Origin of the sequence: Lentzea jiangxiensis, assembly GCF_900104175.1 — a bacterium.
GTDB lineage: Bacteria > Actinomycetota > Actinomycetes > Mycobacteriales > Pseudonocardiaceae > Lentzea > Lentzea jiangxiensis.
The window spans coordinates 86,025-103,949 of record NZ_FNIX01000018.1; the positions used below are offsets into that span (position 1 = coordinate 86,025).

Genomic DNA, 17,925 nt, shown 5'->3' on the forward strand with positions numbered 1-17,925 from the left:
ACCAATGGAGGACGGAATGGGACGCTTCGACGGCAGGACGGTGTTCGTCACCGGCGCGACGAGCGGGATGGGCGCGAGCCACGTGCGGGGCTTCCACGCCGAGGGCGCGCAGGTCGTGATCGCCGCACGGAACCTCGCGGCAGCTGCCGCTTTCGCGGAGGAACTAGGTTCGCGGGCTTTCGCCGTGCGCCTCGACGTGACGGAGGAAGAGGCCTGGGCCGAGGCCGCCCGTGCCGCGGAGGAGCGGTTCGGGCCGGTGTCGGTGCTGGTCAACAACGCGGGCACGCAACACCCGGCAGCGCTGGTCGAGGACACCTCCCGCGAGGTCTGGGACCGGGTGCTGGCCGTGAACCTGACGGGGCAGTTCCTCGGCATCAAGCACCTCGCGCCGTCGTTGCGCCGGGCGGGCGGCGGGGCGATCGTGAACATCTCCTCGACGATGGGCAACACGGGGTCGCCGTTCTACGCGCCCTACGTCGCGAGCAAGTGGGCGTCGCGCGGACTGACCAGGACCGCGGCGCTGGAGCTCGGCCGCGACGGCATCCGGGTGAACTCGATCCACCCCGGGGTGGTGGCGACACCGCTGATCACCGAGCCGGTGGCGGACGGTCAGCCCGCGATCGGCGACGTCTACTCCCCCGCGCCGTTCGCCGTGCCGCGGCTGGGCGAGCCCGGCGAGGTCACCTCGCTGGTGCTCTACCTCGCTTCGGAGGAGGCGGCGTTCGCGACCGGGTCGGAGTTCGTGCTGGACGGCGGGCTGCTGCTCGGGCCGGCCCTAGCGGCGTAGCCGGTCGAGGTGGTCGCGGACCGGGCCGAACGTGAAGAGCCCGGTGCCCGCGGCGAGCTCGTGCTCCGCCGGGAGCAGCAGGTCGTGCGCACGTTCCCGGAGCTCGTCGTCCTCCAGGCGGATCGCCGCCATCGCCAGCAGGCACGCCCGCACCTCGCTGAGCAGATCCCGGGGTCCTGAGCCCAGCGCTCGCGCCGCCTTCGCCGCCTCGTCCGCGGGCAGCACCAGCGGGCGCACCCAGTCCCGGTGCGGACCCCAGTCGTCGTCCAGGTCCACCGCGGACGGGCCGTGCAGGCTCAGCAGGGCCAGCGGCAGCAGGCCGCGTTCCATGCCCCACATCCCCGTGCCCCGCACGCGTGCGGCGGCGGCCCGGTAGGCGCGGTCGGCTTCGGCCTTCCGGCCGGCTGCGGCCAGTTCCAGCCCCGCGTACCAGTCGGTGAAGACGCCGACGAGCGGCAGGTCGTGCCGTTCGGCCAGGTCGTCGGCGGCCTTCGCGTGCCGGCCGGCGGTGCCGAACTCGGCCAGGGCCGCGTGGGCCTGGACGAGGACCAGGTGGCCGAGGACCTCGTGGGTCACCGAGTGCTGTCCGACCTCGACGAGGTCGCGGCCGATGGCGGCGCGTTCGCGGGCGAGACCGGCGCGCTGGAACGTGTGCATGAAGCGGGCGTTGAGGGCGAACGCGCGGAGCCCGGGATCGCCGAGGGCTTTCGCGATGGCCTCGGCCTCCTCCGCTTCGGCGAGGCGGGCGCTGGTGCCCCGGTCCTCCATCGCGATGGTCGCGAGCAGGCGGGCCCGGGTGGCGGTGGGGCCGGGGAACGCCGCCAGCGTGCGTTCGGCGGCGGCGATGATCTCGGCGGAGTGGGCGGGGTCGTCGTTGGTGGTCCAGATGCCGGGGACGTCGAAGGAGCCGAGGACGTCCGCGACGGCCTGCGGGTCGGCGGCGGAGCTCCGCAACGCCGCCGAGCGCTGCTCCCGCGCCTCCACCAGGGCTCCGCTCACGGCCAACGCCCTGACCAGCCCGGTCACCAGGTCGAGCCGCACCCCGTCGGCCGCCGCGATCGCCGCCCGCCACAGCCGCACCGCCTCACGCGGTGACCTCGTTCCGGCCGCGGCCCCCGCCAGAGCCCTGACGGCCGCCGTTCCCCGTGCGCCCGCCAGCAGGTAGTGGTGCGCGAGCACGTGCACGTCGTCCGGCCGCAACGACTCGAGCGCCGACGCGACGGCGGCGTGCCAGCCCGCGCGCCTGGTCAGCGACACCTCCTCGTACACCGTGTCGCGCACCAACGCGTGCGTGAAGCGGAAGCGGCCTGGCGCGACCTCGACCACGAACCCCGCCTCCAGTGCGAGGTCCAGCGCGTCGAGCACGTCGGAGCCGGCCAGGGCGCTCAGCAGGTCCACCTCGACGTCACGCCCCAGCACCGACGCCTGGTGCAGCACCCGCCGCGCCTGCGCGGGCAACCGGCCGAGGCGGTGGCGCAGGACGTCCCGCACCCCCGCCGGAACGTCGCCGAGGTCGCCGCCCGAGGACACCAGCCGGACGAGTTCCTCGACGTAGAACGGGTTGCCGCCGCTGCGCGCGTGGATCGCCCGCGCGTCCGACGAGCCCACGAGCTCGCCGACCGCCTCCTCGGACAGCCCGGTGAGCTCGACGCGGACCGGGCCGAGGCGGGCCAGCGCCTCCAGCGGCACGGCGGTGCGCGACGTGGCGACGATCAGCACGCGGCCGGAGAGCCTGCGGCCGGTGAACGCGGCCAGCACCGCCAGCGTCTCGTCGTCCGCCTGGTGCAGGTCGTCCAGCACGACGACCACCGGCGCCGCCGCCTCCACGGCCGACACCACCGAGAGCCTCAGGTGGAAGCGGTCGGCGGAGGCGAGCCGCTCCCCCAGCCCCTCCACGACCTGCTGCCACGGCCACGCCACCGGGGCGTCCTCCGGGCAGCGCGCCCAGACCGCGGTCCAGCCGCGCCCGGCCAGGGCACCGGAGAAGGCCTCCGCCAGCGCGGTCTTGCCCACGCCGGCCTCGCCCGTCACCAGCGCGACGCCCAGTCCGGCGGCCGGCACCGCCGCCTCCAGCGCCGAGAGCTCCGCCGACCGTCCCACCAGCACGGGAGCGGAGATCATCAGGCCGGGCGCCTGGGTGAGGATGTCCGACTCCAGCGCGCGCAGCTCGGCCCCCGGGTCGACGCCCAGGGTCGACACGAGCGCGTGCCGGGCATCGCGCACCGCCTCCAGGGCGTCGCCCTGCCGTCCCTCGCGGTAGAGCGCCAGTGCCAGCAGGCTCCAGGCCTTCTCGCGCCACGGGTGGTCGGCGAGGTGGGCGCGCAGATCCGCCACCACCTCGGCGGACCGGCCGAGTGCCAGTGCGGCGGAAGCCCGGCGTTCGACCGCGACCAGCCGCAGCTCCTCCAGCCGGTCGATCTCCGCCCGCGCCCAGAACTCGTCGGCGAACTCGGCGTAGGCGGGACCGCGCCACAACGCCAGCGCACCGTCCAACGCGGACAGGTCACCACCGAGCATCTGCTCGAACCGCCAGGCGTCGACGTCCTCGGCGAGCAACGCGTACCCCGCGCCCTCGGTGACCAGCAGGGTGGACGGGGTCCGGGGTGGACGGTCGGGCTCCAGGGCCTTGCGCAGCGCGCCGACGAACGTCTGGACCGTCCCGACCGCCCCGTCCGGCGGGTCCTCCCACAGGTCGGCGACGAGCGTGCGCACCGGAACGACCCGGCGGCGGGCGACGAGCAGCCGCGCCAGCACGGCGCGCTGCTTGGGACCGCCGAGACGGGCGGACCCCGCGGTCAGGGGGCCGAGCACCCCGAACGTCACCACCCGCTGACTCCGGTGCTGATCGGTTGCTGATCGGGCGGCGGGAAGCTCCCGGCGTGAACCACACCGCATTCGACCACCAGCGGGTCCAGGTCGACGACGGCGTTGAGCTCAACGTCGCCACCACGGGCCACGGCAGCCCCGTCGTCCTGCTGCACGGCTTCCCGCAGACCCACCTCATGTGGCGGCACGTCGCCGCCGACCTGGCCGCCGACCACACCGTGATCATGCCCGACCTGCGGGGCTACGGCGACAGCGACAAGCCCGCCGACACCGGCCTCACCTACGCCAAGCGCACGATGGGCGCCGACGTGGTGAAGGTGGCCCAGGCGCTCGGCCACGACCGGTTCGCGCTCGCCGGCCACGACCGGGGCGCGCTCGTGGCGTTCCGCACCGGCCTCGACCACCCGCGGCACGTCACCCACCTCGCGTCCCTGGACGTCCTGCCGACCCTCGACATGTGGGACGTGATGCGCGGGACGTCCGCCGCCATCGGGTTCCACCTCTTCCTGATGGCCCAGCCACCCGGTCTCGCCGAACAGATGATCAGCGCCGTCCCGGACGTGTTCTTCGGCCACTTCCTCGACATCTGGAGCCGGCAGCCGTTCCCCGAGGACGTCCGCGCGGAGTACCTGCGCGCCTCGCGGGAGGCCGTCACCTCGATCGTCGCGGACTACCGGGCGTCGGCGACGGTCGACGTCGAGCACGACACCGCGGACAGGAACGCGGGCGCCCGGCTGGAGATGCCGGTCACCGTGCTGCAGCAGGACTGGGGCGCGGCGCTCGGCTTCGACGCACAGGAGCTCTGGCGGGCGTGGGCACCCGACCTCGACCACCGGACGGTCTCTTGTGGACACTTCATGGCCGAGGAGGCCCCCGAGGTGGTGTCCCAGGCGATCCGCGACCTGGTGAAGAGGTAGTTCCCCCGGCGCTTTCAGCCGGTGGGACGCGCGGGTGCCGGAGACGCGGGTGCCGGAGACGCGGGTGCCGGAGACGCGGGTGCCGGAGACGCGGGTGCCGGAGACGCGGGTGCCGGAGACGCGGAGACAGCCGCGGACCGGGCACCTGGCGTCACTCAGGCCTTGACGCGCCCCTTGGTCGTCCACATCCGGTAGCCGGCCGACAAGGCCTCCGCCTCCGACCCGAACGCCGTGTCGCCCTTCATCCGCCGGTAGTACGGCGAATCGGGCGTGTGGTAGACCATCGTCTTGGAGTTGCCCTTGACCGGCAACGACTTCCGCACCGGCTGCGCCTCGGCGACCGGCGCGGGCGGCCGCTCGTCGATCACCACCTGCTCCGGCGGGCGGGGTGCGGGCAGGGCGAGGCGGGGCTTCGGCGGGACCGGCCGCTGACGACCGCGCACCGACAGCCACGTCACCAGGGAGCCGACGCCGAACGACGCCGCGCACAGCAGGAACATCTGCGAGAACAACCAGAGCACGGGTAACTCCTAACGGACTGCGACGTCGACCTGGCGGGTGGCCGGGTCGTACTCGCCGTCGGGGGCGGGACGGGTCTCGATGGCGATCAACGCGGGCGACACGCCCTGGCCGACGAGGACGTCGCGGACCATCTCCCCGCGCTTCGCGGCCACCGCCTGGTCCGTGCCGTGGGCCACCAGGGTGATCGAGGCGCGCGGCGCCACGAGGAGCATGCGGCCGACTCGCTCGACCAGCACCGGGCCGTGGCCTTCCCACGCCGTGGTGCCCTGCACGAACCGGATCGCGCCGTTGCCGCTGACCATGCGGGAGATCGAGTCGTGCAGCGCCCCGACGTTGAGGTCGCCGACCGGCGCGGACGGCGCGATCTCGATGCGGTCGGTGAGCCGCAGGCCGTTCGCCGCCTGCGCGACGGCCTCGCGGACCGCCGTCGCACGGGCCTCGTCGGGCACGCGGGCGGCGACGGCGATCTGTCCCCTGTGGATGGTCGCGGTCACGTCCGACACCTTGGCGGACAGCGCGGCGGAGACCACGCGGCCGACGACGGCGGGCGGGATCGGCAGCGTGCCGCCGAAGCGCAGGGCCGCGGTGACACGGCGGTCCTCGGCCTGCACGGCCTTGATCAACGCGCGGCGTTCCACGCCGTCGGCGACCGCGCCGGAGACCAGGACCTCGGTGCCGCGCACCGCGACGAGCAGCTGCGCGGGTTCGGCCCGCCGGACCTCGGCCGAGCCGACGCCGGACACGTCCGAGACGACGGCGCGCACCGCGTCGGCCGAGCGCGGGGAGACCTCGCTGACGACGACCGTGCGGCCGTCGACCGCGACGACGCCGTGGTGGCCGGCCTTTTTCAGGGCTGCCCGCACGCCGGCGTGCAGCTCTCGTTCCATGCCACCGCCGTAGAGGAACACGCCGGTGGCGGCGAGCAGTGCGGGCACCAACAGCCCGCCGATCCAAACCGCGTGAGGCAAACGCACCGCGCAGGGGTACCGGAACGAAAGATCGCGAAGCCAGCTGCTTCAGCCTTTCGAGCCGAACCTCACCCGGTCAGGTGACGGGAGTCGCGCCCGCCACCCGTCGCCCCGTCTACTCCACGGTGGTCCGCGTCCGGCGCCACGCGATCACGATCAGTGCGATCAGACCGAACAGCGGGATCGTGCTGATGGCCCACGACAGGCCCATCGGCGGGCCGGGCTGCTCCATCACCTGCAGGTTCTTCAGCTCACCGGTGCCGGCGCCCGCGGGACCCTCGACGTCGAAGCGCAAGGTCCACGTGCCCGGCTCGGGCATGGCGTGGATGTCGAGGCCCCACACCTCCCGCTTGCGCGGATGGCGCGCCAGCGGGCCGTCGTCCTGCGCCACGCCGCTGTGCAGCATGGTCAGCGTGCCCTTCTTGCCCGCGATCCCGTCCTCGGGCGCGAACGTGAAGTCCAGCGACTGCATGGCTTTCACGGGCCAGGTGCTGAACCCGACGGTCAGGTCGTACGGCCCTGCCTGCACCTTCTCGGTGTGCACGACGTTCACGGGCTCGAAGGCGAGCGACGGGGTGGCGAGGCCGAGCAGCAACGCCACCGTGCCCGCGAGTCCCAGCAACGTTCTACGCATGGCGGTTCTCCTTGGCGGGGACGAGGTGGCGCAGCATGTGGCCGAACCGCCGGCCGAGCATCCCGGCCAGCGCGCCGAGCACCGCGCCCGCGACGACGGTCGCGATGTAGCGCTCGGTGTTCGGGAAGGGGCTGCCGTAGGTGAGCATGCGCTGCAGCGGCGCGCAGGCCGTGATGATCACGCCGCCGACCGCGCCGGAGACCCATGCGGGCAGCTTGTGCAGCAGTTCCACCGCGATCGCGACGAGGACGAGACTCATCGGGATCATGTTGGGCAGTCCGGGGATGCCGTCGGCGTAGTCGCGCAGCGGCAGGCCGGTGGCGTCCGCGTAGACCTCGGTCGCCCACGGCGAGAACCACCAGAACAACGCCTGGAGCGCGGCGACGACCACGGCGACGGTCAAGGCACCACCGCGCTGCTTCAGGACGTACGCGCCCATGAACAGGATCATCACCGAGAAGAACGCGCTGCCGGCGTTGACCGTGTTGACCGGACCGCCGGGCAACGCGCGCAGGCCGAGCACCGTGACCATGCTGAACGCGAGCAGCGTCGCCGCGGACGCCGCGACACCGTAGGTGCCCCAGCGCTGGTCCCGGGCGACGGCGAAGATCATGACCGCGCCGACCATCGTGATCGAGATCGACAGCAGCAGCCCGATGTGCGGCGGCGAGTCGATGACGGCGTCGAAGCCGTACAGGCCGTGCCACCACTGGTCCCACAAGCCGTAGACCAGGAACAGCGCGGCGCCGACGCCCGAGATCAGGTAGCCGACGGGCGCGGCGAACGTGCGGCCGAAGACGCCGACCGCGCGGCCGCCGACGATCGGGTCGACCTCCTTGGCGCGCTTGGTGTCCGCCGTCGTCATCAGGACGACGGCGAGGCTGGCCAGGCCCGAGATCGCGCTGCCCGCGTACAGGAACAGGTGCGGCATGGTGAAGAACGTGTCCGGCCCGACGTCGGAGTGCCACTGGATGTCCCAGGTCAGGCCGATGAGCGAGAGCAGGGTGCCGCCGAGCACGACGCTCGCCGGGACCAGCCCGCGCGGCACCGTCCTCGCCGGCGACGCTACCGCCGTGATGTCCACAGTCGTTTCCTCCCCCTTCAGATGAGCAGGAGCGGGATGACGACCCGCTCCGTGCCGAGTGAGACGGTGATCTCCCATTGCCCGGCCATGAACAGGTCCACCTCCGGGACCCGGTAGTGGCCGGGTGCCAGCGGCGCGGCGGTGATCGGCGCGAGCGCGTGGCCCATCCGCGGCATCGCCGGCTCGACCGTCACGTCGCCCTGGGCGGCGTTGCCGGACCGGTCGGTGACGCGCAGGTCGAACGAGTTGCTGCCGGACTTGGTGCTCGTGGGTGTGAGCACGAACCGGTACCGCCCGCTTTCGGCGAGGTGCGGCTGGGCCTCGACGCTGCGGGGCCACAGGACGACCAGCGCCGCCACGACGGCGACGACGGCGGCCAGGGTCACGAGGACCGAGCGCTTCACCTCGGCACCGCCTTGGCCGCGGGCACGTCGACGACCGTGGGAACCGTGACGACCGAGTAGTCCCGTTCGACCTGGATCCACACGAGGTACTTGCCCGGCAACGGGAACGAGTAGGTGAACGGCACGTCCGGCCCGTACGCGGCGACGCTCTCGTCGGGCTTGTCCGGCATGCCCGGGACCGGCGGGATCATCGAGTGCACGTGCGCCCAGACCGGGGCGTCCACGGGGCTCCCGGTGACCGGGCCGACGACGATCATGTGGCCGAGCATCCCCAGCCACGGCTGCAGGTCCCGTTCGCCGAACCTCGCCGTGATGGTGCTCGGCCTGCCCGCCTCGCGGATCTCGGCCGAGGTCTCGGCCTTGCCGTCGTTCGGGGTGGCCGGGGCGGTGCCCGCGACGGCGACGCTCGACCGCAGCAGCTGCACTCCCCCGCCTCGCCGGGCGATCTCCGCGGCGACGGCGTGCTCGCCCTGTTCCGGGTCGCGCAGGCGGGCCCGGTACTCGCCGGGTGCCGTGCGGATCGGGTGCAGGTGGCGCAGGTGCCCGGTCGGCGACACGACGACGAGGTGGACGAACGCGCTGTCGTGCACCAGCAGGTCGTCCACCGGCCGCCCCGACGACGCGTCGGTGAGGCCGAGTACGAGCTCGTTGCCCTCCATGCGCGGCAGCATGGTCACGGGCGGCCGCGAGAAGTCCGTTGTGGACGTTCGCTCGTACGGGTTCATCACGGTGTCGAACGTCGGGTCCAGCTGTGTTCCGGGCGCCGCCACCGGTGGAATGGCGGGCGCCAGCATCGCCGCCGTCACGCCGACCGCCACGGCGGCCACCACGCCCGCGGACGGAACCAGGGCGAGGCCGGGTCTTCCCAGCACCGCCAGCAGCAGGGCCGCGAGCAGCAACACCCCGGCCGCGATGAACCCGCCGTAGGTCGCGTTCTCCCACGGCGACGACACGAGTGCCGGCACGACGAACGGGATGGTCGCCTCGTCGACCGCCAGCTCCCACGGGCCGGGCCGGTCCACGTGCACCACGCCGGAGTGGAATCCCGGCGTGGCACCGAGGACGACCTTCGCCGTGCTGCTCGGCGCGCCCGCCGCGCGCAGCGTCAGCGTCAGCTCACCCGGCGGTGTCCCGGCGTGCGTCACCACGTCGACGTGCACGGGACCGGGCACCTCCGCGACCCGCCGGATGATCACCGTGAGGTCGCGGTCGCCGAGGCTCTGCGCGACGTGGAGGTCGGCGCCGGACTGGACGCCGTCGGCCAGCGCGGGGGCCGCGATCCCCAGGACCGCCCCCAGCACCAGCATCAAGATCACGACACGTCGTTTCATCGCGACCGAACGTAGCGATCATGGCCGGTGCGCCGCGTCACTGCCCAGTCGGAAGTCCCCTCCCCCGTGCGGGGGATCTCCGACCCCTGCTCAGCGGGAGGACCCCGGGGACGGCATGCGGCAGGATTGCGGCCGATGGATCTGATCAAGCTGCCCCTCAGGCACCAGTCGTGGCTGGTCGCCGCCGTGTGCATGGTCGTGGACGGCGGCTTCGTGCTGCTCGGCTGCGAACCGGTCCCGCCGATGCTCCTGGTGCTCGCGATGACCCTCGCCGTGGACGCGATGCTTGCCGGTCCCGCCCGGTTGTCGGGGTGGGTGGCGCTGGCGCAGGCGGTCGTTCCCGTGGTCGTGCTCGTCTTCGTGGACCGGGGGCTCGATGCCAACGAGGCGGGCCTGCTGATCGCCGGCTACCGCGCGGGGGCGTGGCTGCGCGGCACACCGGCGTGGGCGTCGCTGGGTGTGCTCTCGGCAGGTCTGATGGTCTGCATGTTCGCCACCGACCACGGCGTGCTGACCGCGGTGCTCGTCGCGGGCAAGGGCGCGGTGCTGCCGTGGCTCGTCGGCCGCTACACCACGGCCCGCCGCGCGTACCTCGCCGAGCTGGAGAAGCGGTCGGCGATGGCGGAGAAGGACGCGAAAGCCGCCGTCACCAAGGCGATCACCGAGGAACGCAGTGCGATAGCCCGCGACCTGCACGACGTGATCATCCACCACGTCAGCGCGATCGGCCTGCACGCGGGCGCCGCCCGGCTCGGCCTGCCGGAGGGCAACCCGCGGCTGACGAACTCGCTGCTGGCGGTGGAGACGTCCAGCCGCGCGGCGATGGTGGACCTGCGGCACCTGCTCGACCTGCTGCACGGCGACAAGTCCGAGGGTGCGCGGCAACCGGGGCTCGACAACCTCGACGAACTGCTCGACGGCGTCCGCGCGGCGGGCACCCCGGCCCGGCTCGAGGTGCGCGGGCACCGCCGCGACGTGCCGGAGTCGGTGGACGTCACGGTCTACCGGATCATCCAGGAGATGCTGACGAACGCCCTGCGCCACGGCGACGCGTCCGGCGTGACGGTGACGCTGGCGTACGAGCCGGACTCGCTCACCGTCTCGGCGGAGAACACGGCGGGCCGCGGCGACGACTCGGGCTCGGTGCGCCGCGGCCTCGTCGGCATCCGCAACCGCGCGGCCATGTTCGCGGGCACCACCCGGTCCGGTCTCGAACCGGACGGCCGGACCTGGCGCACCGTCGTCACGTTCCCCCTGGAGGCATCATGTCCCTGACGGTGCTGCTCGCCGACGACCACGCGATGCTGCGCTCCGGCATGCGCGCGATCTTCGACACGCAGCCCGACCTGGAGTGCGTGGCGGAGGTCGGTGACGGCCGCGCCGCCGTGGCCGAGGTCGCGCGGCTGCGCCCGGACGTGGCCGTGCTCGACATCCGCATGCCGAAGCTGGACGGCCTGGGCGCCACCGAGATGATCCTGGCCGACCCGGCGAACCGCACGAAGGTCCTGCTGCTCACCACCTACGACACCGACGAGTACGTCTACCGCGCGCTCAAGGCGGGTGCCAGCGGCTTCCTGCTGAAGTCGTTGCCGCCCGAGGAGCTGATCTCCGCCGTCCGCGTGGCGGCCCGCGGCGACGCGCTGATCGACCCGTCCGTGACGCAGCGCCTGATCGCCCGGTTCGCCGTCAGCCTGGCGCCCGCGCCGACGCCACCGGAGCTCGACCTGCTGACCGCACGCGAACGGGAGGTCCTGCAGCTGGTCGCGGCGGCCTGCAGCAACGCCGAGATCGCCGCGCTGCTGCACGTCGGCGACGAGACGGTGAAGACGCACGTCTCGCGGGTGCTCGCGAAGCTGGGGTTGCGGGACCGGGTGCACGCCGTGGCGTACGCGCACGTCAACGGGCTGGTGCAGACCCGCCGCTGACGCGCGGTTCAGCTCTCCCAGGTGATGGGCGTCTTGAGGTAGGCGTCGCCGCGGTTGTACTCGGCGGCGGCCACCTTCGAGCCGTCGGGCGCGGCGCTCAGCACACAGGTCTCGTAGGACGCGCCGGCCGTGCTGAACGTCTTCGGCGCGCTCTGGGAGTCGCAGTTCGGCGTGTCGCCGGAGATGATCACGCCGGTGCCCTTGCCGTCGGCGCCGACGCCGCGCAGCGAGACCGAGGTGTGGCTCAGGTCGCTGCCGCTCAGGTTCTCGACCTTGACCCTCAGGTAGAACGGCGTGATGTTCTTGGCCTTGTCGCCGAACTTCGCGAGGTCCTCCTTCGGCGCGGCCTCGATCGCGCTGACGGTGATCGCGATCGTGCCGGTCTTGCCGGCGGAGTCGTACGGGACGACGGCGCGGGCGCCGACCTTGAGCTTCGAGCCGGGGGCCGTGACGTCGCCGCCGGCGGGGACGTCCGGGGCCTGCGAGGACTTCGCGGTGCTCTTCTGGGTGCTGGTCGCGGCCGTGGAGGTCGTCGTGCCGGGGGCGGGAACCGCCTGGCCGCCCGTTTCGGAGCCGCAGGCCGACAGGAGCAGGCCCGCCGTCGCGACGGCGGCGGTGAGCAGGGGGCCTCGGGCGTGCGTCACTGCGGGACTCCTCGGACTGCGGAACCTGGGTTGCCCTGGAGGCTAGGCCGGATGCGGCAGTGGCGGTATCGGTCGTTCGCACCACACGCCGCTCAGAGGTCGTCGAGGCCGATCAGCCCGTCCTGGATGGCCCGCGCCACCAGCGCCGCCTTGGTGGGCGCCTGCCGGCCGATCGCCGCGTACTTCACCCTGATCCGCTCCAGGTGGGAGTTCACCGTGCTGAGCGTGATGTTGAGGCGTTGCGCCACGAACTCCTTCGACTCGGACTGGAACCACTCGACGAGCACCTCGGTCTCGCGCGGTGACAGCGCGGGCCTCGTCTCCGACCTGTCCCCCGCCAGCGCGCCCGCGAGCGCCGGAGGAGTGTAGGACTGCCCCTTCGCCGCCGCCTTGACCGCGCCGACGAGGTGGTCGGCGCCCTCGGCCTTGGTCAGGTAGCTGAGCGCCCCCAGCTCCAGGCACTGCAGCACTATCTCGTCGTCGGCGCGCATCGAGTAGACGACGACCTTGCGCCCGTCCTCGACGAGCTTGCGCAGTGCGGACGTGGCGGGTGCGACGCCGCCGAGGTGCAGGTCGAGGACGACGACGTCGGCCGTGGCACCGGGGCCGGTCCACGCCACCCCGGGGTCCTCGCCGCTCGCCACGAGTTCGACGTCCTCTGTGGACAGCCAGTGCGCGACCCCCGCGCGCACGACGGGGTGGTCGTCGACCACGACCGCCGTCACGTGGTCCGCCATCGCGCCTCGCTCCTCACCAGTCCACTGTGGACACTCGTCTCGACGGTGACCTGCACGGGTTCCCCACCGGCCTCCGGCACCTCCTGCTCCGGAACCTCTTGGGGCGCGTCGGCCACCACGGCCACCCGCACCTCGGTGGCCGTCCTCAGCACGCTCACCTTCGCACGTCCGCTCGCCACGGCCAGCGCGCGGGCCATCGGAGCGACCAGTTCGCGGCGCACCTCCGTCGGCACCGGGATGGCGGTGCCGCTGACGGCGAGCGAGACGACGACACCGCGTCGTTCGGCCACGTCCACACAGGCCGTCAACTCGTGCAGCAACGGGTCGGGCACGTCGTCGTTCTCCGCGAACAACCTGCGCAGCTGCACCGCCGCCACCGAGCACCGCAGGCGCGTCGCCCGGTCGGTGACGTCGACCTCCTCGTCGGCGAGGTCCGCGAGCAACGGCAGCAGCGCGCCCAGCTGCCCCTCGAACCCGGCCCTGAGGTCCTGTTCGCGTTGGAGGGCCAGGGCTTCGCGGGTGCGGGCGGCGTCGTGCTCGGCCGCGGCGCCGGCGGCGAGGCGGGCGTCGCGCAGGAGCACGCGCGTGATCACCAGGACGCCGAGCTGGAAGCTCGTGCCGCTGAGGATGACCACCCCGGCCGTGCCGACGTCGCCGTTGCCGGCGTGTGCGAACCACGCGACGCTGAAGCAGACGTGTGCGCCGAGCGCCGAGACGAGCACCACGGGCCGTTCGACCAGTACGAGGAGCAGGTACCAGCCCACGAGCCCGAACGCCCAGTCCGCCGGCTCGAACGACGCTGCGGGCGGAAGACCGGTCGTGGCCAGCACCGACGCGGTGAGGACCACCGCGCCGAGCCACGGCGGGACCTTCGCGCGGGCCGCTCCCACGTAGCCGGCGACGACTCCCAGCACGCCGGTGAGCAGGCCGTACGCGATCCACGCGGCGGGGCCGTGCGGGTGGCCGACCAGCGGCGGGAGGGTGAGGACCAGCTGGACGGCGAAGACGACGACCAGCAGGACGCGCCGGGTGGTGGCGAACACGGCGAGGTCAGCCATCGGCGGGCCACTCCAGCCGCGCCGTCGTGCCGCCGCCCGGCTCGGACTCGACCGCGGCCGTGCCGCCCACCGCCTCCATCCGCCCGACGACCGACCCGCGCACCCCGCGCCGGTGACCGGGCACCTCGCCGGGGGCGAACCCCCGGCCGTCGTCGGAGATCACGACGACCGCTCCGCTCCCGGCCCTCTCGACGGTCAGCCGGGCGCTCGCCGTGCCCGCGTGGCGTTCGACGTTGGTCAGCAGCTCGCGCGCGGCCCGCACGAACGCCAGCGCGACCCCGGCGGGCACCGGCACGACCCCGGCCTCCACCCGCACGTCGAGCGCGCTGTCCCGCGCCACCGCCGTGAGCGCGGCGCCGAGGTCGGCGGTGCCCTGCGCATGACCGCGCTCGGCCAGCACCACGAGGTCGCGGCGAGCCTGGGCGGCCACCACCCGCGGATCACCGCCGTGCACCGCCATCAGGAACGTCGCCGCGGCCGTGTCGTGCAGCAGGGCCAGGTACTCGCGTTCGCGGCGGCTCCGGTCCAGCGCGACGGCCGCCGCCCGGTTCTGCTCGGCCGCCCGCTCGCGCAGCACGTCGACCCGGCGGCTCGACCTGCGCAGCAGCTCGTAGGCCACCCGCGCGAGCACCGACTCCAGCACCGCCCGCACCAGCACGCCCGGCCCGGTCGTCACCACCTGCACGGCGAGCAGGGCCGCCGTCGCCGGCACCGTGACCTTCGGCGGCCACTGCCACTGCCAGGTGATCAGCGTCGTGGTGAGGACCGTCGGCACCCACTGGCCGGCGTCCGTGCCCAGCAGCAACGACAGCACCACGACCCGCAGGAACGCCACCGGCAGTGCCACGCGCGGCAGGCGGAAGTCCGCGATCGCGCTCAGGGCGACCACCGCGAACAGCGACCACCCCAGCGGCGAATGGAGCGAGAACGCGCCGAAGAGGCTGATCAGGACGACACCCACGCCGCGGACCGGACCCGCGAGGCGGGACACCGTCGCCAGCAGTCTCGCCTCCAGCAGCACGTCCCGCATTCTGCGTCAGGTGGGGGCGAGCCGCCCGGCCGCCCCCGGTCTCCGGGCCGTCGGCCGCATATCGTCCGCGTATCGAAAAACGCGTACGACCTCGCAACACGCCATCGGCTTCAGTGGACTCCCCGACGGAGAACTGGAGTGCACGTGCTCAACACCTGGCAGGAGTGGGTCGGTACGGAGACCGGGGTGGTGCTGTCCACGGCCCTGGCGTTACCGGTGGCTGCCCTGGTGGTTCCTCTCCTGGCTCTGCTGCGGCGGTCCAGAGGCGTCGCACGACCGTGGCGGATCTCGCTGGCCGACGTCGGACTCGTCTACGGAACGCTGCCGTGGGTGTGGCTGCTCCTGCTCCCCGGCGAGAACGCGGGCAGTCCCGGCAAGCTGAGCCTGGTGCCGCTGAACGACCTGTTCGACCTGGCTGCCAAGGGTGAGAGGTTCCAGATCATCGGCAACATGCTGGTGTTCGCCGCGCTCGGGTTCTTCGGCCCGCTGCGGTTCGCCGCGCTGCAGTCGGTGTGGCGGGTGCTGGCGCTCGCGGCGGGCTGCTCCGCGTTCCTGGAGATCACGCAGTTCGCCGCCCGGCTCGACCGGGTGTCCTCTGTGGACGACGTGCTGCTCAACGCCACCGGCGCCGCCCTGGCCGCGGTGCTCTCCTGGCCGTGGTGGCGCGCGAAGACCCCGAGTACACCGCAGCGGGCCGGCTCACGGCAGGCGGACGACGATGTGCGGGCGATCCGCGGTGCCTAGGCTGGCCGCATGCGCGTGCTGATCGTGGAGGACGAGCCGCACCTGGCCGAGGCCGTCCGGGACGGGCTGCGGCTGGAGGCGATCGCCGCGGACGTCGCCGGGGACGGGGACACGGCCCTGGAGCTGCTGTCCGTGCACTCCTACGACGTGGCGGTGCTCGACCGCGACATCCCGGGGCCGTCCGGGGACGAGGTGGCGCGGCGGATCGTGGCCTCGGGCAGCGGGATGCCGATCCTCATGCTCACGGCGGCGGACCGGATCGACGACAAGGCGTCCGGGTTCGGCCTGGGCGCCGACGACTACCTGACCAAGCCGTTCGAGCTGCGGGAGCTCGTGCTGCGGCTCAGGGCGCTGCACCGCAGGCGCGCCCACGCGCGGCCACCGGTGACCGAGATCGCCGGTCTGCGGCTCGACCCGTTCCGGCGGGAGGTGTTCCGCGACGGGCGGTACGTCGCGCTCACCCGCAAGCAGTTCGCGGTGCTCGAGGTCCTCGTCGGCGCGCAGGGCGGGGTGGTCAGCGCCGAGGAGCTGCTGGAGCGGGCTTGGGACGAGAACGCCGACCCGTTCACCAACGCCGTCCGCATCACCGTCTCGGCCCTGCGCAAGCGGCTCGGCGAACCGTGGCTCATCGCGACCGTGCCGGGCGTCGGGTACCGCATCGATGCCTAGGACCCCGGGGCTCAGCGCCCGGCTGAAGTTCACGCTCAGCTACGCGGGCATCGTCATCGTGTCCGGCGCCGTGCTGCTGGCCGTGGCGTGGTGGTACCTGCTGCGGTACGTACCGGACAACGACCAGGGGCTGCTCGGCATCAGCCCGAACCGCTACCTGCTCTCGCGCGTCTTCGGCAGGGCCGCGGCCTGGGCGATGCTGTTCCTGGTGGCGTTCGGCCTCGTCGGGGGGTGGCTGCTGGCCGGGCGCATGCTCGCACCGCTCACCCAGATCACGGACGCGGCGCGCAGGGCCGCCGGAGGGTCGCTGTCGCACCGGATCCGGTTGCCGGGCAGATCCGACGAGTTCCGCGAGCTCGCCGACGTCTTCGACACCATGCTGGAGAAGCTCGAGTCGCACGTCGGCGAGCAACGCAGGTTCGCCGCCAACGCCTCCCACGAGCTGCGCACCCCGCTCGCGATCTCGCAGTCGCTGCTCGACCTCGCCCGCCAGGACCCGTCGAAGGTCGACGCCGAGCTCCTCGACCGCCTCCACGCGGCGAGCCGGCGGGCGATCGACCTCACCGAGGCCCTGCTGCTGCTCAGCCGTGGCGAGCGAGGCGGCTTCCCCCGCGAGCCCGTCGACCTCTCCCTGGTCGCCGAGGAGGTCGCGGAGACGCTGCTGCCGTTCGCCGAACGACGGCGGGTCTCCCTCGACGTCACGGGCGACACGGCCCGGACCACCGGCTCGGCGGAGCTGCTGCAGCGCGTCGTCACGAACCTCGTGCAGAACGCGATCGTGCACAACCTGCCGTCCGGCGGCACCGTCACCGTCCACACCGAACAGCAGCACCAGGCGTGCGTACTGCGGGTGGAGAACACGGGCCGGTGCCTGCCCGCGGACGTCGTGCAGACGCTCGTCGAACCCTTCCAGCGCGGCGGCGAACGCATCCGCGCCGACGACCACGCCGGGGTCGGGCTCGGGCTGGCCATCGTGCACAGCGTCGTCCGCGCCCACGACGGCGCGCTGGACGTCGTCGCCCGCCCCGGGGGCGGGCTGCGCGTCACGATCCGGCTGCCCGCCTGACCGACCACTCCCGCAGCCGCGGCTGGACCTCGTCGAAGAACGCCGTCTTGGCGCGGGTGTAGTCGTCGTAGTCGGAGGCGCCGGCGTGCTCGTCGGCGAGCCTGCGCTTGACCTGCTCGTAGCGCCGCGTCTCCTCCGGGTGTGCGCGCAGCCAGTCGCGGAAGTCGACGACGAACCGCGCGAACGGCGAATCGGTGCGGCGGACGTGCAGGATCGCGCTCCCGGCCGGGATGTGGAAGAGACGCTTCTCGTACGCGTCCGGCTCGGCCTGGTCGCCCGGCCGCCCGGCGTCCCGGTGCACACCGGGCGAGTCGGGCCGCGAGCCGTGCGCCGGGACGAACGGCGTCGGCGCCAAGGCCTCGGCGAGCTCGGCGAGCGGTGGCAGGACGGGCATCCGCACCTGGAGGTCCACGATCGGCTTCGCGCCGAGACCGGGCACCGCTGTCGACCCGATGTGCTCGTGGACGAACCGCTCCGAGCCCGGAAGGGACGCGAGCGCCGTCCGCACCTCGGTCAGGAGACGTTCCGCGCGAGCGGGCCAGGCGGGGTCGTAGGAGGAGATGACGGCGGCAGGCATGC

Annotated in this window: 19 protein-coding genes; 7 read left to right on the forward strand and 12 right to left on the reverse strand. The window is 73.3% G+C overall.

The features are described 5' to 3' along the window. Positions 1 to 16: 16 nt before the first annotated feature. Positions 17 to 787 carry an SDR family NAD(P)-dependent oxidoreductase gene (locus tag BLQ91_RS32135; protein WP_090103104.1) on the forward strand — a complete coding sequence of 257 codons (771 nt, stop codon included), beginning with the start codon at positions 17 to 19 and terminating at the stop codon, positions 785 to 787. Here BLQ91_RS32135 and BLQ91_RS43480 read toward each other — a convergent pair. After that, positions 776 to 3,613: an ATP-binding protein gene (locus BLQ91_RS43480; RefSeq protein WP_281199708.1), complete on the reverse strand. Its 2,838-nt coding sequence runs from the start codon at positions 3,611 to 3,613 to the stop codon at positions 776 to 778. The genes BLQ91_RS32135 and BLQ91_RS43480 overlap by 12 nt on opposite strands. A 53-nt stretch (positions 3,614 to 3,666) precedes the next feature. Here BLQ91_RS43480 and BLQ91_RS32145 point away from each other — a divergent pair, with 53 nt between their 5' ends. Further along, positions 3,667 to 4,530 carry an alpha/beta fold hydrolase gene (locus tag BLQ91_RS32145; RefSeq protein WP_090103105.1) on the forward strand — a complete coding sequence of 288 codons (864 nt, stop codon included), beginning with the start codon at positions 3,667 to 3,669 and terminating at the stop codon, positions 4,528 to 4,530. A gap of 155 nt (positions 4,531 to 4,685) precedes the next feature. On the opposite strand, the gene BLQ91_RS32155 is transcribed toward BLQ91_RS32145, so the two are convergent. The 6 genes from BLQ91_RS32155 to BLQ91_RS32180 all read right to left on the reverse strand — a co-directional run bounded on the left by BLQ91_RS32155 (position 4,686) and on the right by BLQ91_RS32180 (position 9,473). Further along, on the reverse strand, positions 4,686 to 5,051 hold the full coding sequence (locus BLQ91_RS32155) for a sunset domain-containing protein (protein WP_090102977.1): 366 nt from the start codon (positions 5,049 to 5,051) through the stop codon (positions 4,686 to 4,688). Positions 5,052 to 5,060: 9 nt separating this feature from the next. Continuing rightward, positions 5,061 to 6,026 carry a hypothetical protein gene (locus BLQ91_RS32160; RefSeq protein ID WP_143022910.1) on the reverse strand — a complete coding sequence of 322 codons (966 nt, stop codon included), beginning with the start codon at positions 6,024 to 6,026 and terminating at the stop codon, positions 5,061 to 5,063. Positions 6,027 to 6,135: 109 nt separating this feature from the next. Continuing rightward, positions 6,136 to 6,654, reverse strand: a complete 519-nt coding sequence (locus BLQ91_RS32165) for a hypothetical protein (RefSeq protein WP_090102981.1) — start codon at positions 6,652 to 6,654, stop codon at positions 6,136 to 6,138. Further along, positions 6,647 to 7,738: a hypothetical protein gene (locus BLQ91_RS32170; RefSeq protein WP_090102983.1), complete on the reverse strand. Its 1,092-nt coding sequence runs from the start codon at positions 7,736 to 7,738 to the stop codon at positions 6,647 to 6,649. The genes BLQ91_RS32165 and BLQ91_RS32170 overlap by 8 nt, the downstream gene beginning before the upstream one ends. 17 nt (positions 7,739 to 7,755) lie before the next feature. Further along, positions 7,756 to 8,142: a FixH family protein gene (locus BLQ91_RS32175; RefSeq protein WP_176960062.1), complete on the reverse strand. Its 387-nt coding sequence runs from the start codon at positions 8,140 to 8,142 to the stop codon at positions 7,756 to 7,758. Beyond that, entirely contained in the window at positions 8,139 to 9,473 is a 1,335-nt protein-coding gene (locus tag BLQ91_RS32180; protein WP_245733968.1) for a hypothetical protein, read from the reverse strand. Before BLQ91_RS32180 ends, BLQ91_RS32175 begins: the two co-directional genes overlap by 4 nt. Before the next feature lie 135 nt (positions 9,474 to 9,608). Here BLQ91_RS32180 and BLQ91_RS32185 point away from each other — a divergent pair, with 135 nt between their 5' ends. Then, positions 9,609 to 10,748 (forward strand): sensor histidine kinase, encoded by a 1,140-nt coding sequence (locus BLQ91_RS32185; protein WP_090102987.1) that lies wholly within the window; start codon positions 9,609 to 9,611, stop codon positions 10,746 to 10,748. Continuing rightward, a complete protein-coding gene (locus BLQ91_RS32190; protein ID WP_090102988.1) occupies positions 10,739 to 11,398 on the forward strand; it encodes a response regulator in 660 nt (219 codons plus the stop codon). The genes BLQ91_RS32185 and BLQ91_RS32190 overlap by 10 nt, the downstream gene beginning before the upstream one ends. A gap of 8 nt (positions 11,399 to 11,406) precedes the next feature. Here BLQ91_RS32190 and BLQ91_RS32195 read toward each other — a convergent pair whose 3' ends face one another. From BLQ91_RS32195 to BLQ91_RS32210, 4 genes are all read right to left on the reverse strand, one after another. Continuing rightward, entirely contained in the window at positions 11,407 to 12,042 is a 636-nt protein-coding gene (locus tag BLQ91_RS32195; protein ID WP_090102990.1) for a hypothetical protein, read from the reverse strand. A gap of 92 nt (positions 12,043 to 12,134) precedes the next feature. Continuing rightward, positions 12,135 to 12,779 carry a response regulator transcription factor gene (locus BLQ91_RS32200; RefSeq protein ID WP_090102993.1) on the reverse strand — a complete coding sequence of 215 codons (645 nt, stop codon included), beginning with the start codon at positions 12,777 to 12,779 and terminating at the stop codon, positions 12,135 to 12,137. Continuing rightward, on the reverse strand, positions 12,764 to 13,837 hold the full coding sequence (locus BLQ91_RS32205; RefSeq protein WP_090102995.1) for a hypothetical protein: 1,074 nt from the start codon (positions 13,835 to 13,837) through the stop codon (positions 12,764 to 12,766). Before BLQ91_RS32205 ends, BLQ91_RS32200 begins: the two co-directional genes overlap by 16 nt. Further along, positions 13,830 to 14,858 (reverse strand): sensor histidine kinase, encoded by a 1,029-nt coding sequence (locus BLQ91_RS32210; RefSeq protein WP_245733971.1) that lies wholly within the window; start codon positions 14,856 to 14,858, stop codon positions 13,830 to 13,832. The genes BLQ91_RS32205 and BLQ91_RS32210 overlap by 8 nt, the downstream gene beginning before the upstream one ends. Before the next feature lie 153 nt (positions 14,859 to 15,011). Between BLQ91_RS32210 and BLQ91_RS32215 the strand changes: the two genes are divergently transcribed. From BLQ91_RS32215 to BLQ91_RS32225, 3 genes are read left to right on the forward strand one after another with little or no spacing between them, the layout of a single operon-like run. Further along, the gene (locus BLQ91_RS32215) at positions 15,012 to 15,611 is read left to right on the forward strand and encodes a VanZ family protein (RefSeq protein WP_245733972.1); all 600 of its coding nucleotides are present in this window, start codon (positions 15,012 to 15,014) and stop codon (positions 15,609 to 15,611) included. Between the two features lie 9 nt (positions 15,612 to 15,620). Next, the gene (locus tag BLQ91_RS32220) at positions 15,621 to 16,280 is read left to right on the forward strand and encodes a response regulator transcription factor (RefSeq protein WP_090102999.1); all 660 of its coding nucleotides are present in this window, start codon (positions 15,621 to 15,623) and stop codon (positions 16,278 to 16,280) included. Beyond that, positions 16,273 to 17,346 carry a sensor histidine kinase gene (locus tag BLQ91_RS32225; protein WP_090103001.1) on the forward strand — a complete coding sequence of 358 codons (1,074 nt, stop codon included), beginning with the start codon at positions 16,273 to 16,275 and terminating at the stop codon, positions 17,344 to 17,346. Before BLQ91_RS32220 ends, BLQ91_RS32225 begins: the two co-directional genes overlap by 8 nt. On the opposite strand, the gene BLQ91_RS32230 is transcribed toward BLQ91_RS32225, so the two are convergent. Next, on the reverse strand, positions 17,324 to 17,923 hold the full coding sequence (locus BLQ91_RS32230) for a GrpB family protein (protein WP_090103003.1): 600 nt from the start codon (positions 17,921 to 17,923) through the stop codon (positions 17,324 to 17,326). The two genes, BLQ91_RS32225 and BLQ91_RS32230, sit on opposite strands and share 23 nt — an antisense overlap. Positions 17,924 to 17,925 lie beyond the last annotated feature (2 nt).

Excerpts from the sequence above, each read along its gene's own strand:
- BLQ91_RS32225 (WP_090103001.1), top strand. The coding sequence starts at position 16,273 with ATGCCTAGGACCCCGGGGCTCAGCGCCCGGCTGAAGTTCACGCTCAGC.
- BLQ91_RS32185 (WP_090102987.1), top strand. The coding sequence starts at position 9,609 with ATGGATCTGATCAAGCTGCCCCTCAGGCACCAGTCGTGGCTGGTCGCC.
- BLQ91_RS32135 (WP_090103104.1), top strand. The coding sequence starts at position 17 with ATGGGACGCTTCGACGGCAGGACGGTGTTCGTCACCGGCGCGACGAGC.
- BLQ91_RS32165 (WP_090102981.1), bottom strand. The coding sequence starts at position 6,654 with ATGCGTAGAACGTTGCTGGGACTCGCGGGCACGGTGGCGTTGCTGCTC.
- BLQ91_RS32230 (WP_090103003.1), bottom strand. The coding sequence starts at position 17,923 with ATGCCTGCCGCCGTCATCTCCTCCTACGACCCCGCCTGGCCCGCTCGC.
- BLQ91_RS32220 (WP_090102999.1), top strand. The coding sequence starts at position 15,621 with ATGCGCGTGCTGATCGTGGAGGACGAGCCGCACCTGGCCGAGGCCGTC.
- BLQ91_RS32205 (WP_090102995.1), bottom strand. The coding sequence starts at position 13,837 with ATGGCTGACCTCGCCGTGTTCGCCACCACCCGGCGCGTCCTGCTGGTC.
- BLQ91_RS32190 (WP_090102988.1), top strand. The coding sequence starts at position 10,739 with ATGTCCCTGACGGTGCTGCTCGCCGACGACCACGCGATGCTGCGCTCC.
- BLQ91_RS32200 (WP_090102993.1), bottom strand. The coding sequence starts at position 12,779 with ATGGCGGACCACGTGACGGCGGTCGTGGTCGACGACCACCCCGTCGTG.
- BLQ91_RS32180 (WP_245733968.1), bottom strand. The coding sequence starts at position 9,473 with ATGAAACGACGTGTCGTGATCTTGATGCTGGTGCTGGGGGCGGTCCTG.